The sequence below is a fragment of the Rhodospirillaceae bacterium genome, from assembly GCA_028819475.1.
Taxonomy (GTDB): Bacteria; Pseudomonadota; Alphaproteobacteria; order Bin65; family Bin65; genus Bin65.
The window spans coordinates 1-12,400 of record JAPPLJ010000067.1 but is presented as its reverse complement, the minus strand read 5'-3'; the positions used below and the strand labels follow the sequence as shown (position 1 = coordinate 12,400).

The 12,400-nt window shown below is 67.8% G+C and carries 13 protein-coding genes; 5 read left to right on the top strand and 8 right to left on the bottom strand.

All coding sequences use genetic code 11. The features are described from left to right. Nucleotides 1-56: 56 nt before the first annotated feature. The 5 genes from OXM58_20070 to OXM58_20050 all read right to left on the bottom strand — a co-directional run bounded on the left by OXM58_20070 (nt 57) and on the right by OXM58_20050 (nt 5,241). Nucleotides 57-1,115 (bottom strand): aryl-sulfate sulfotransferase, encoded by a 1,059-nt coding sequence (locus tag OXM58_20070; GenBank protein ID MDE0150660.1) that lies wholly within the window; start codon nt 1,113-1,115, stop codon nt 57-59. Between the two features lie 10 nt (nt 1,116-1,125). Further along, nucleotides 1,126-2,340, bottom strand: a complete 1,215-nt coding sequence (locus OXM58_20065) for a 4Fe-4S dicluster domain-containing protein (protein ID MDE0150659.1) — start codon at nt 2,338-2,340, stop codon at nt 1,126-1,128. A gap of 71 nt (nt 2,341-2,411) precedes the next feature. Then, entirely contained in the window at nt 2,412-3,317 is a 906-nt protein-coding gene (locus tag OXM58_20060) for a prephenate/arogenate dehydrogenase family protein (GenBank protein MDE0150658.1), read from the bottom strand. Continuing rightward, nucleotides 3,314-4,417 (bottom strand): histidinol-phosphate transaminase, encoded by a 1,104-nt coding sequence (gene hisC / locus OXM58_20055; protein MDE0150657.1) that lies wholly within the window; start codon nt 4,415-4,417, stop codon nt 3,314-3,316. Before hisC ends, OXM58_20060 begins: the two co-directional genes overlap by 4 nt. 41 nt (nt 4,418-4,458) lie before the next feature. Further along, entirely contained in the window at nt 4,459-5,241 is a 783-nt protein-coding gene (locus OXM58_20050) for a chorismate mutase (protein ID MDE0150656.1), read from the bottom strand. A gap of 150 nt (nt 5,242-5,391) precedes the next feature. Here OXM58_20050 and metA point away from each other — a divergent pair, with 150 nt between their 5' ends. Beyond that, a complete protein-coding gene (metA, locus tag OXM58_20045; protein ID MDE0150655.1) occupies nt 5,392-6,318 on the top strand; it encodes a homoserine O-succinyltransferase in 927 nt (308 codons plus the stop codon). Here the strand turns inward: metA and OXM58_20040 are convergent. From OXM58_20040 to OXM58_20030, 3 genes are all read right to left on the bottom strand, one after another. After that, a complete protein-coding gene (locus OXM58_20040) occupies nt 6,315-7,049 on the bottom strand; it encodes a methyltransferase domain-containing protein (protein ID MDE0150654.1) in 735 nt (244 codons plus the stop codon). The two genes, metA and OXM58_20040, sit on opposite strands and share 4 nt — an antisense overlap. Before the next feature lie 355 nt (nt 7,050-7,404). Further along, nucleotides 7,405-7,647 (bottom strand): type II toxin-antitoxin system prevent-host-death family antitoxin, encoded by a 243-nt coding sequence (locus OXM58_20035; protein MDE0150653.1) that lies wholly within the window; start codon nt 7,645-7,647, stop codon nt 7,405-7,407. Between the two features lie 155 nt (nt 7,648-7,802). Continuing rightward, nucleotides 7,803-8,636 (bottom strand): isocitrate lyase/phosphoenolpyruvate mutase family protein, encoded by an 834-nt coding sequence (locus tag OXM58_20030; protein ID MDE0150652.1) that lies wholly within the window; start codon nt 8,634-8,636, stop codon nt 7,803-7,805. 187 nt (nt 8,637-8,823) lie between these two features. On the opposite strand from OXM58_20030, the gene gloB reads away from it, so the two are divergent. The 4 genes from gloB to OXM58_20010 form a co-directional block, all read left to right on the top strand. Further along, nucleotides 8,824-9,600 carry a hydroxyacylglutathione hydrolase gene (gene gloB, locus OXM58_20025; protein ID MDE0150651.1) on the top strand — a complete coding sequence of 259 codons (777 nt, stop codon included), beginning with the start codon at nt 8,824-8,826 and terminating at the stop codon, nt 9,598-9,600. Between the two features lie 79 nt (nt 9,601-9,679). Then, the gene (locus tag OXM58_20020) at nt 9,680-10,300 is read left to right on the top strand and encodes a glutathione S-transferase (protein MDE0150650.1); all 621 of its coding nucleotides are present in this window, start codon (nt 9,680-9,682) and stop codon (nt 10,298-10,300) included. Between the two features lie 11 nt (nt 10,301-10,311). After that, nucleotides 10,312-10,932: a glutathione S-transferase family protein gene (locus OXM58_20015; protein ID MDE0150649.1), complete on the top strand. Its 621-nt coding sequence runs from the start codon at nt 10,312-10,314 to the stop codon at nt 10,930-10,932. Nucleotides 10,933-11,825: 893 nt separating this feature from the next. After that, the coding region (locus tag OXM58_20010; protein MDE0150648.1) for an SRPBCC family protein at nt 11,826-12,400 on the top strand (575 nt) is incomplete at its 3' end.

Genomic DNA, 12,400 nt, shown 5'->3' with positions numbered 1-12,400 from the left:
GGATACCGCTTCGCTATGCTGTCGGGCGGCGACTGAAAAACCTTCCTTCGTCCCCGCTACACGCGGCCCTTCAGCTCCGGGGCGTCGGGGGCGTAGCGGCGGGCGCGGAAGATCCAGTTCAGTTCGGTGCCGAAAATCCGCGAATAGGCGGTATGGGGCGACAGGTATTCCCACACCACGTCGCCGTCCGGGGTGACCTCGAACAGGCAGCCGCGAGCGCCCTCGCAGATGAAGGTGTTGCCGCTCCACAGGCGCTGCACGCCGGAAATATTGGCCGAATAGAAGCTCTGCGGCGGCTTCGCGTCGTAGCGCCAGACGATCTCCTTCGTCTGCGGATCGATCTCGAAGATATGCGAGAACATGTCGTCGGTCCGGCCGTGGAAGCCGTTGGCGAAGATCAGCACGTTGCCGTTGTCGATGAAATGGCAATCGTGCTGGTGGCCGAGGACGGGATCGCACATTTCCCACACGATCTGCCCGGAGTCCCGGTCGACGATGCAGATCAGGTTGAGCACCCGGAAGCTCAGCATCACGTTGCCGTCGTCGAGCGGCGCGCAGGTATTGGCATGGCCGAATTCGGCCCGGTCGCAGATGCCGCAGATCGGATACTTCTCGATCTCGATGTCGCGAATCCGCCATTCCCACACCGTCCTGCCCGACGGGTCGATCTCGCGCACGAGGTCGCCGTATATCTTGCCGTCCACTTCCGTGCCCGGCAGGCCGCCCTGCACCCGCCGTGCGGTCGCGTCGTCGAGCAGGTCCCAGGCGATGTAGAGGGTGTTGCCGTTCTCGAGCCGGCGCGCATCGTGATGGTGGTTCTCGTCGTAATGCTCCCAGACGATGTTGCCGTCCCAATCGTATTCGCGCAGCAGGCCGCCCTTGCCCGCCATGAGCGACGGGCCGTCGAGCGTGGCCTGGGTGACGAACAGGTTGCCGTCGCCGGTCAGCTGGCAGAGGTTGACGCCGCCCAGGCCCTGAAGTGCCCATTCGTGGACCGGCCGGCCCTCCATGTCGATCAGGAAGGCGCGGTCGCTCCGGATCGCCGAGAACAGCGTGAATCCCGGCGTTGCGCGCGCTTTGTCATGGGTCCTGAGACCCGGTTCGGGATTTTGCATTCCGCGGCCCCTACCGGCTGCCCGACCACCAATCCCGCGGTCGCAGCCGTTGTGCACGGCTTGACCGGTCGTCCAGCCAGAGCGCCAGCCGGCGCAGCGGCGAGAGGGCGAGGCGCAGCCACAGCCGGTTCGTCCAGCGCCGGAAATCCCGGTTGAAGGGACAGACGCGCAGGCAGATCGCGCAGTCGGAGGCCAGCTTCGCCCAGTATCCGAAACACTTCTCGGCATCCGACGTCCACTTCACCACACCCCGGATGGCGGACCGGTTCGGGCGGTCGGCCTTCGGCGGGCCGTAGGGCAGGGCGTTCACCGGGCAGGCGTCCGCGCAGCGCGTGCAGACGGCGCAGAACTCCGCGACGCCAAGCTTGCGCGGCGCATCGTGCGCCAGCGGCAGGTCGGTGAAGATCTTGGAGAAGCGCAGGCGCGGGCCGGTCTCCGGGGTGATGACGAGCTGGTTGCGGGCGTATTCGCCCAGACCGGCCTTGAGGGCGTAGGGAATCACGAGCGCCGTGTCGTTCATGGAGGCGACCGCCCGGTAGCCGAGCGCCCGGATATAGGCCGCGGTCTGCATGACGATGGCCGCCTCGTGGCTGTACTCCCGCCCCGTCGCCGCACCGGCCAGCGCGGAGGGGTAGGTCGCGACCAACCCCTCGTCCATTTCGTGGCCGAGCACGATGACGCTTTCCAGGTCGTCCGGCAGACCCGCCGGCGCCTCGGAGAAGTCGCGCACGTCGACCCGCGACTCATAGGTCCATCGCTCGTCGTATCCGGTGATTCCGCACAGGCTCGCGCCGAAAAACCGGGCGACCTTCTTGATCTCGGCCGCCATGGCCGCCCGGTCCTCGACAACGACTTTCTCCGCGACGACCGGCGTGTCGTCCGAGATCGCCGCCTGGAATCCTTCCCGCCGGCCCTGCCCGACATGGCGGTTGGTGATGAGGTCGGAGATCAGCCAGGAGGCGTTGCGGAGCGCGAAATCCCGCTGGTTGAAGCCGTCGCCCCGGCGCGCGGTGAAATCCGCCCGGTAAGAGTCGAAGAAGGCGTCCGACTCCTTCGTGCGCACGCGCTCGTCCCAGAAGGCCCGCGTGAAGACATCGTCGATCTGCCGGAACGGCGTAAAGTCCCCGGTCGTCTCGATCCCCGCCGCCGCATCGCTCTCGGCGTAGCGCGCCCGCCAGCGCGTGCGGCGGTCTTCGAGGCTTTCCTCGTTTTCGGGCCAGCTCATCGGACCGAGTCTAACCCGGATTTCCCGCCAGGGTCACGGCCTGCCTGCCGGGTTGGGCCGAACGGGTAACCCTACCGCCGCCACTCCGTATCCTGCCCCAGGGCGATCACATCCTTGCGGACCTGCTGGGTGCGGGCGAGGCGGGCCATGATGGCATCGGCGTCGCTGCGCCGGACCGCGCGGCGCAGGGCCGAGAGGTCCTCGGTGAAGCGGTCGAGCATCTCCAGCACCGCTTCCCGGTTGGTCAGGAACACGTCGCGCCAGAAATCCGGCTTGGTGGCGGCGATGCGGGTGAAGTCGCGGAAGCCGCCGGCCGAGAATTTGACGACCTCGGCCTGCACGTCCTCCTCCAGCTCGGTCGCCGTGCCGACGATGGTGTAGGCGATCAGGTGCGGCAGGTGCGAGGTCATGGCGAGCACCAGGTCATGGTGCAGCGGGTCCATGATCTCGATCTCGGAGCCGGCGGCGCGCCACAAGGCGGCGACGGTTTCGACTGCCGCCGGGTCCGTCCCTTCCGGCGGGGTCAGAATGCACCAGCGGTCCTCGAACAGTTCGGCGAAGCCGGCATCGGGGCCGGAAAATTCCGTGCCGGCGATCGGGTGGCCGGGCACCAGATGGACCCCGTCAGGCAGGGGCGGGCCGAGGGCGGCGATCGCGACCTGCTTGGCCGAGCCGACGTCGGTGACGATAGCGCCGGCCTTGAGATGCGGGCCGATCGCCTCGGCCAGTCCGGCGTAGCCGCCCAGATGGATCGCGACGACGATCAGGTCGGCGCCGGCGACCGCCTCCGCCGGGTCCTCGACCGCCCGGTCGACGATGCCGAGCTCGAGGATGCGCGCCCTTGTCTCGGCGCGGCGAGCGCAGCCGACCAGCTCGTCGGCCAGCTTCTCGCGCCGCATGACGCGCAGCAAAGACGAGCCGATCAGGCCGGTGCCGATCACCGCGGCCCGGCCGAAACGGGGCGCGCTGCCGCTCATCGGCCGACGAAGGCCCTGAGCGAGGCCACCACCGCCCGCATTTCGTCCTCCAGGCCGACGGTGATGCGCAGGAAGTCCGGCAGGCCGTAGCCGGCGACCGGCCGTGGAATGATGCCGTCGCCCTTCAGATGTGCTTCCGCCGTCGCCGCGTCCCGGCCCTCTTCGGCGGGAAACCCGACCAGCACGAAATTGCCGATGCTGGGCAGGACGGTCAGTCCGAGCTGTTCGACCTGCTCGGCGAACCAGGGCAGCCAGATGTCGTTGTGCGCCCGTGCCCGGTCGATATGGCCGACATCGTCGAGCGCCGCCAGCGCCGCCGCCTGGGCCGCTGCGTTGACGTTGAACGGCCCGCGCGTCCGGTGCAGCACGTCGCACACCGCCGGAGCGGCAAAGCACCAGCCGACCCGGAGCGCGGCGAGGCCGTAGATCTTGGAGAAGGTGCGCATCATCGCGACATTTTCATACGCCTCCGCCAGTTCCAGCCCGTCGGTATAGTCGTTGCGCGTGACATATTCGGCATATGCGGCGTCGACGACGAACAGGACGTGCGGGGGCAGGCCGGCATGGAGGCGTTCGACCTCCCCGGCGGTGACGTAGCTGCCGGTCGGGTTGTTCGGGTTGGCGAGGAAGACGATCTTCGTCCGCTCGCTGACCAGTTCCAGCATGGCGTCGATATCGGCGCGGTAGTCGGTCTCCGGGGCCATGACCGGGGTTGCGCCGGCCGCCAGCGTCGCGATCGGATACATGGCGAAGCCGTGCCGGCTGAACAGCACCTCGTCGCCCGGCCCGGCGTAGGCCTTGGTGACAAGGCCGATGATCTCGTCGCTGCCGTTGCCGACGACGATCCGGTCGGGATCGATTCCGTTGCGCGCGCCGAGCGCCCGGCGCAGGTCCGCCGCGCCGCCTTCGGCATAGCGGTGCAGCGAATCCTTCGCCGCCGCGTAGGCCGCGATGGCCTTCGGGCTCGGCCCGAGGGCGCTTTCGTTGCTCGCCAGCCGAATCGGGTCGTCGAAGCCGGGCAGGCCGCCTTCGCCGCCGACATAGCGGGCGATCTTCATGATGCCCGGCCTGGGCTGCGGGCGCTGTTCAGACGCGCTCATGGCGCATGCTCCATAGGAGTGACGGAATGCGCGGCACTAAATCAGATTACCAGCGGCGCCGGGAACCGGCCCAATTGCAGCACCGGGCGATCGTCGGCCGACCCCGTATTTTCCGGCGCGTCGGCCAACTCGCCGTCGACGGCGAGCACGGCCCGGCCGTCGGGCAGGGAGCACAGGGTCTCGATCGCCGGATCGTCGGGCACTGCGTCGAGCGGCACGATGGCGACCGTGAGGTCGTCGCCGCTTTCCTCGGCGACACCGCGACCGACCGCGATCCAGCCGCCGCCCGGCACGGTGAAGGGCAGGCGCCACAGCAGGGCGCAATCCGGCCGCGCGGCCAGCAGATCCGCCGCCGCCTTCCAGGCGTCGCCGTCGAGCACCGGAAAGAGCGCGATGTCCGCTTCGCCGCTCGCCACGTCCACGATCGGGCTGGCCGCCCAGGAATAGCGCTGGCTGGTGCCGAAATGGAGCCGCGCGGTTTGTTCCGCCGCCCTGTCCGCCGCGGCGACGACAAGCGGCCGCTGGACCGCGATGGACGCGCCGATGACCTCGCGCCAGACCGCGTGGATTGCCGTCGGGTCCATCGGTCCGTCGTAACGCGCGATCAATGCCCGGATCAGGGCCGCTTCCCTGCCCGGACGATGCACCGGCGCGCCGTCGTCCGCCGTCCCGCCGGCGCTCTTGGCGGCGCCGACCTGCTGCGCAATCTCTACCCGCTCGGTAATGGCGGCGAGCATACGGGAATCGACATCGTCGATCCGGGCGCGCAGCGCGGCGAGGGTATCGGCAAGAGCGGCCGCGGCCTTGTCGCTGTCGGCAGGCATATCGAGGCGTTGTCCCGGTATCGCGGGAGAGAGTTGCGCCTCCTCCCCTACACCGGCCGGGGCATGGCGTCCATGTTCCCGCCATCTCGACAACCGCGCCGCATATGCCATATCAGCGTTCCGCAGCCCAAATTGCCGCCGAGCGCGTCCATGCCGATCAAGATCCCCGACGACCTGCCCGCCGCCAACATCCTGCAGAAGGAAGGCGTCGACGTAATGCGCGAGCAGGATGCCGTCCGGCAGGATATCCGGCCGCTCAGGATCGCCCTGCTCAACCTGATGCCGAAGAAGATCGAGACCGAGACGCAGCTCTCGCGGCTGATCGGTTCCAGCCCGCTGCAGGTCGAGATGACGCTGGTCTCGCCGTCACACTACATTCCGTCGAACACGCCGCAGGAGCACATGCTCGCCTTCTACAAGCCGTGGGCGGACATCCGCGACGAGAAGTTCGACGGGCTGATCGTCACCGGCGCGCCGGTCGAGGAGATCGAGTTCGAGGAGGTCAAGTACTGGGACGAGCTGGAAGCGATCATGGACTGGTCGAGGACCAACGTCCATTCCAGCTTCAACATCTGCTGGGGCGCCCAGGCGCAGCTCTATCATCACTACCGCGTCCCGAAATATCTGCTGCCGCGCAAGATTTCCGGCGTCTTCGGCCATCGCGTGGCGCGGCGCACCGACCCGATGGTGCGCGGCTTCAACGATGTCCTGCCCGTGCCGGTCTCGCGCTACACCGAATGCCGCGCCCGGGACATCGAGAAGCACGAGCCGCTGAGTATCGTGCTCGAATCCGACGAGGCCGGCGTCTGCATGGTGACCGACAGGGCGCTCAACGCCGTCTACATGTTCAACCATCTCGAATACGAATCGCGCACCCTCTACAACGAATATGTCCGGGATATAGAGGCGCGTCCGGATACGGTGCGCATTCCGGAAAACTATTTTCCCCACGACGATCCGTCGAAGACCCCGCGCAACACCTGGAAGGCGCACGGCCATCTGCTGATGGGCAACTGGATCAACAAGCTCTACCAGACCACGCCGTTCGCGATGGACGAGATCGGCGGCGGCGCTTAGGAGGATTCTCTCGCCGCCGCCGGGCGCACCGGGGCGGGCAGGATGCGGAAGGGCGAGCGCACCGGCAGCGCGACGGCGGAATAGACCTGCTTGGTCGCCTCGGTGAGCGTCACGCCCGCGATCAGGCCGAGCCAGCGCTCGCCGGCCCGTTCCCAGGCCCGCGCGGTCGACAGGATCGCGCGACGCCGGATCGGCGGGGCGAACAGGGCGGCCTCGCTGCGTACCGGGGTGAACTGGGTCTCGCGCAGCAACTGGCGGATCTGGCCTTCCGAGAAGGGCCGGCCCTGGCCGAACGGCGTGCGCTCAAGCCGGGCCCAGATGCCGCGCCGGTTCGGCGCCACGACGATCATCCGGCCACCGTCGGACATGACGCGCCAGCATTCGGCCAGCATCGGGCGCAGGGCCTCGCTCGCCTCGACGGCGTGGATCAGCAGCAGCCGGTCGATGCAACCGTCGGGCAGGGGGAACATCGTTTCGTCGGCGAGGCCCGCGGCGACCTTGCCGCCCAGGGTCCATTGCAGGATGCCCTGTTGCGGCGGCATGAGGGCGCAGACCCGCACCGCCTCGCGGTGGAATGTGCGCAGATAGGGCGTCGCATAGCCGAAGCCGAGCACCGTCGCGCCGCCGACATTGGGCCACATCAGGCGCAGCTTGCGTCGGATCAGCCGCCGCGCCATCAGGCCGGTCGGCGAGGCGTAAAACGCATGCAGGTCGGCAACGTCGGTCCACATGGGGGGTCATTTTAAGGGCGACCCGCCCGCGCGCAACGCCGGGGCTTGGCGGATGGATCGGCCCAAGCCATCGCCGTAGACCGTGGGCCGGACCCGGATTCTTCACCACTGAATTTCCCTGACGATTCGCAATTGGCCTGCGCTGCGCCACCGGTACCAAACAGTTTGCGAGGACCAAATCTTGCCACCCCGGATGGAGCGAAGCGGAAATCCGGGGTCCAGAGTCGCCCGGCACGGCCTAGCCTCACGGCTCTGGGCCCCGGATTGAATCCGGGGCGGCAAGGAAAGGGTTCGCGATACGCGCCGCTGGCGTCGCGTCAATCCTTGACGACCGAGCAATCGAGAACGAATGCCGTCAATACCTGCGCGCGTCTTCGACAATGCCGTGGACCGACGGTTCTCCGAGGCTGTGGCTCTTTTGAAACGCCTTTAGGCCTGCAATTGCCGATAGCACTTTTTCGCGATCGCGCGGCCGGAAGGGGATCAGTTCGGCCACCGGCCGGTTGTGCCTGGTGATGACGAACCGCTCCCCGGCCTCGACGCACCGGAGCAGCCGGGGAAGATGGGTTTTCGCTTCGAGTACACCGATTTCGGACACGGGGCGACCTCATGCCGGAAGCAAGATTCGACCAGTCACAAGCTGTTCTGACCAAGAAGAACAGTCAAGCGGCGGCGGTGAATTCGGCGACTGAAATGCCGCATTAACGCCAATACTCCCGCCAAAAGACTGGACAGCTTTCTTGGAAACGACACCTACCCGCGCATGAAGCCGGCGATGTCCGGCGTCGACATCGAAGTGTCGACATAGGCGAACGTCCCCTTTTCCAGCGCCTCGGCCGCCGCCTCGACCATGCCGGTCATTGCCGCGCGGTACAGCGAGGTCGCGAGGCTGATGCGCCGCGCCCCGGCTGCTGCGACATCCGCCGCGGGAAAGGATCTGCCACGGACGCCGACCATGAAATTGACCGGTTTCGACACGGCCTGGCACACCGCGCGGACCGCGGCGATGTCCGGCAGCGCCGGCGCCATCAGGACGTCGGCGCCGGCCCGCTCGTAGGCCTGTAGCCGGGCGATGACCTCGTCGAGGTCCGGGAGGCCGCGGATGAAACATTCGCTCCGCCCGGTGAGCGTGAATCGGAAGCCCACGGAACGGGCGGCTTCGGCCGCCGCGGCGATGCGTTCGGCGGCCAGGCCGCGGTCGTAGAACGGGGAGTCCGGATCGCCGGTATAATCCTCGATCGAACAGCCGACCAGGCCCGCCTCGGCCGCCCGCGTCACGGTCGTCGCCGCGGCCTCGGGCTCGTGGCCGAAGCCGTTCTCCAGATCGCCCGAAACCGGCAGGTCGACCGCATCCGCGACGGCGCGGGCATGGTCCAGGGCCTCGTCGCGCGTGACCTCGCCGTCGCGCCGGCCGAGCGTGCCGGCAAAGCCGCCGCTCGTCGTCGCCAGCGCCGCGAAGCCCAGACCGGCCAGGATGCGGGCCGAACCGGCATCGAACGCGTTTGCGAGGATGAATGGCTCCGCGCCCATGTGCAGGGCATGGAAGCGCTCGGCCTTTTCAGCCTGGGTGGGGCGATCGTCGGCCATCGGTCTGTCACCTTCCGCAGCGGTTTAACGGTTTGATGGTGGAGGGGCTGTTGCCCGCCTGTCAACGGCCCGCCTGTCGATGGACATCGCCGCGCGGCCCGGTTGCAGTTTGCGCACGACTGTTGGCCCGGTCCGGACACAATGCTAGATATCGGCGGCATCCCATTCTACTGCCGGATACATAGCGATGTCGCAGCTGGAAGTCGTCCGCATTCCCGTGCTCAACGACAACTATGTCTGGCTGGCCCGTGAGCCGGAGCGGAATCTGACGGCGGTGGTGGACCCGGCGGTTGCCGACGCGCCGCTCGCCGAGGCCGCGCAACGCGGCTGGGCGATCACCCATATCCTCAACACCCACCACCACGGCGACCACACCGGCGGCAACCGCGAGATCAAGGCCGCGACCGGCTGCACCATCGTCGGCCCGCGCGCCGACCGCGACCGGATTCCCGGCATCGATATCGAGGTCGGCGACGGCGACACCTACGATTTCGGCGGCGCCCGCGCCGAGGTTTTCGACGTGCCGGGCCACACCCGCGGCCACATCGCCTACTGGTTCGCCGGCAGCGACGCCCTGTTCTGCGGCGATACCCTGTTCCTGCTCGGCTGCGGCCGCCTGTTCGAGGGTACGCCGGCGCAGATGTGGACCAGCTTGGGCAAATTGCGCGCCCTGCCGGACAGCGCCAACGTCTATTGCGCCCACGAATACACCCAGGCCAACGCGCGCTTCGCCGTCACCGTCGATCCGCAGAACGCCGACCTGACGGCGCGGGCCGCGGAGATCGACCGGATGCGCGCCGCCGGCATCGCGACCGTGCCCGGCAAGCTCGGCGTCGAGAAGCGCACCAACCCGTTCCTGCGCGCCGACAGCGCCGGCGTCGCCGCTGCGGTCGGCCTCGCCGGCGGCTCGCCGGTCGAGGTCTTCGCCGAGGTCCGGCAGCGCAAGGACGTGTTCCGGGGCTGACCGCCGCCCCTTTTCCCCCGGGCCCGAATCCCGACCGAAAACCCGACAAGCCCCTTACAGGCCCCTACAGGATAGACCGATGAAACTGTTTGCCGCCCTGGCCTCCCCCTTCGTGCGCAAGGTCCGTATCTTTGCCATGGAATGCGGTCTCGACGACCGGATCGAGCTGCACGTCCTTGCGACCGCGCCGCACCAGCCGGACCCCGCGCTCGCCGCCGTCAACCCGGTCAAGAAGATCCCGACCCTGGTGACCGACGACGGCGCGGTGCTTTACGATTCCGGCGTCATCACCGACTATCTGAACGCCGAGAGCGGCTGCCGGCTGGTGCCGGCCGACGGTCCGGCGCGCTGGACCGCCAAGCGGCAGGAAGCGCTCGCCGACGGCCTGCTCGACGCCGCCGTGCTGTGCCGCTACGAGACCTTCGTCCGGCCCGAAGAGAAACAATGGGACGGCTGGATCGCGGCCCAGATGGGCAAGATCGACGGTGCGCTGGAACAGATGAGCGCGGAGGTGGCGGACCTCGGCGACCCGGCGGCGGCGGAGACGAGCCTCGGCGCGATCGGTTTCGGCTGCGCCCTCGGCTATCTCGATTTCCGCTCCCCCGACAAGGACTGGCGCAGCGGGTGGCCGGCGCTGGCCGACTGGTACGCGACCTACGCAAAGCGCCCGGCCATGCAGGCGACCGTGCCGAGCGGGTAGGGGCTACCGCTATGACCGGCGACCTCGCGCTGTATTGGGCGCCGACCTCGCCGTTCGCCCGTGTCGTCATGGCGGCGGCCCACGAACTGGGCGTGGCCGGCCGCTTCCGGCTGGTCGAAGCGACCGTCGAAAATATCGTCGATGTCGTGTCGCCGGCGAACCCGCTGGCGCAGATCCCGACGCTGGACCTCGGCGACGGTACGATCCTCTACGATTCGGCCGTGATCGTCGCCTGGCTGGATGCGCAATTCGGCGGTGCCCTGGCCTCGCCGCTGGGCGGCGCAGGCGACGACCGCTGGCGCATTGCCGCTCGCACTGCAGCCGCGACCGGCCTGATGGATGCGGCGGTCGCCGAACGGCACCTGTCGCTTCAGCCCGAGGGCCACCGGCCAGACGGGTTCATCGAGCGGCTGCGCGGCCGCCGGGCGCGCGTGCTGACCCGTCTGGGCGAAACCGTCGCGCCGGTCGACGCGCCGGTGACGACCGACGCCATCGCGGCCGGCTGCGCCCTCGGCTATCTCGATTTCCGTTATCCGGACGAGGACTGGCGCAGCGGCCGTCCGGCGCTGGCGTCCTGGTACGACGGCTTCAGCCGCCGCCCGGCTATGCAGGCGACCGAACCGGGCGGGTAACGGGCGCGCTACGGGGCGCCGCGAGAATCCCCTTTCCCCTTGAGGATTCCTCTGTGAAAGGGTGTGCCGGCAACGGAGGGGAACGGTCCAGACGTCGGAAAACGGCCGGATTTTGAATAAATGTTCAAAATCATTTCGTCTAAGTCTTTGAAATTGCTCTGTTTTAGAATTTAACAGACCGTTCTATTTAATTTGATTTTTTTGGCACCCGGCATCCCTAACCCTTTGGAATCGTTGGAAAGACGCCTCTCGAAAATGCGCAAAAACAATTTCGATAGGAAATTTTACAGCCTCTTGGACGAACGGGAGTGCCGCTCGACACTCGACACCCGCGGGCGGCGTCCTTCGAGACGGGGCTTCGAGACGCCCCGGATCAAGTCCGGGGCTCCTCAGCCCCTCCTCAGGATGAAGCCCTTCGAGACGGCTCAGGCGTTCGCCTTCGCCTCCTCAGGATGAAGGGTTGTGTTTGCTTCACCAATACAGCTTCATCCTGAGGAGAGGCTGAGGAGCGATCCGTCAGGATCGCGTCTCGAAACCTCGTCTCGAAGGACGAAACGCCCGTCTCGAAGGACGGAATGACGGGCGGAGGCGCTGTGCGAAGAGGTCTCGGCCGGCCGCGGCAGGCGCACTTCGGGCGTTGACGGGGCCGATATAGGGCGCGGAATCTACAGTGTCAAGGAATATTATCGAAAAAAAGGAAATATTTTAGGAGAGCGGCCCGGCGGAGCCTGCCGTAAGGGGAGTGAGACCAACGCGCCGAAGGGCGTCCGGCTTGCTGATGTCGGATGGTCCGCGACCTTGTGGGCGGTCCGGGCCATCGTCCACGCGGCTCGATTTGCTGTACGCAGTGGCATGTACATGGATAATCGCCTGCCTGACGAAACGGAGAAGCCATGGACCTGGATGTCGAACGCCTGCTCGGCGCCGTGGAGCGCACGGTGTCGTCCCCGGAGCGCGACGGACAGGCCGCGCGCGCGGTCACCCTCGCGCGCAGCTACGCGACGACGGTGGAGGACCTCTGGGACGCCGTGACGAGCGCGGAACGAATCCCGCGCTGGTTCCTGCCGGTCAGCGGCCGCCTCGAACCCGGCGGTCGCTACCAGCTGGAGGGAAACGCAGGCGGCACGATCAGGCGCTGCGAGCCACCTTCGCATCTCGGGCTGACGTGGGAGTTCGCCGGTGACGTGAGCTGGGTGGAGGCGCGTCTGTGCAGCGACGGTACCGGCCGTTCGCGCCTTGCGATTACGCATACCGCGCCGGTGTCGGACCACTGGCACGAGTTCGGTCCCGGCGCCGTCGGCGTCGGCTGGGAGATGGGCCTGCTGGGGATGGAACTGCACCTTGCGCGGCCGAACGAACCCAAGCTGGACGCTGCAACGTTCCACACGACCCGTGACGGAAGGGCGCTCATCCTCGGAAGCAGCGCGGCGTGGGGCCGGGCGGCCGAGGCAGCGGGAACGGACCCCGA

Excerpts from the sequence above, each read along its gene's own strand:
- OXM58_20070 (MDE0150660.1), bottom strand. The coding sequence starts at position 1,115 with ATGCAAAATCCCGAACCGGGTCTCAGGACCCATGACAAAGCGCGCGCA.
- OXM58_20065 (MDE0150659.1), bottom strand. The coding sequence starts at position 2,340 with ATGAGCTGGCCCGAAAACGAGGAAAGCCTCGAAGACCGCCGCACGCGC.
- OXM58_20060 (MDE0150658.1), bottom strand. The coding sequence starts at position 3,317 with ATGAGCGGCAGCGCGCCCCGTTTCGGCCGGGCCGCGGTGATCGGCACC.
- hisC (MDE0150657.1), bottom strand. The coding sequence starts at position 4,417 with ATGAGCGCGTCTGAACAGCGCCCGCAGCCCAGGCCGGGCATCATGAAG.
- OXM58_20050 (MDE0150656.1), bottom strand. The coding sequence starts at position 5,241 with ATGCCTGCCGACAGCGACAAGGCCGCGGCCGCTCTTGCCGATACCCTC.
- metA (MDE0150655.1), top strand. The coding sequence starts at position 5,392 with ATGCCGATCAAGATCCCCGACGACCTGCCCGCCGCCAACATCCTGCAG.
- OXM58_20040 (MDE0150654.1), bottom strand. The coding sequence starts at position 7,049 with ATGTGGACCGACGTTGCCGACCTGCATGCGTTTTACGCCTCGCCGACC.
- OXM58_20030 (MDE0150652.1), bottom strand. The coding sequence starts at position 8,636 with ATGGCCGACGATCGCCCCACCCAGGCTGAAAAGGCCGAGCGCTTCCAT.
- gloB (MDE0150651.1), top strand. The coding sequence starts at position 8,824 with ATGTCGCAGCTGGAAGTCGTCCGCATTCCCGTGCTCAACGACAACTAT.
- OXM58_20020 (MDE0150650.1), top strand. The coding sequence starts at position 9,680 with ATGAAACTGTTTGCCGCCCTGGCCTCCCCCTTCGTGCGCAAGGTCCGT.
- OXM58_20015 (MDE0150649.1), top strand. The coding sequence starts at position 10,312 with ATGACCGGCGACCTCGCGCTGTATTGGGCGCCGACCTCGCCGTTCGCC.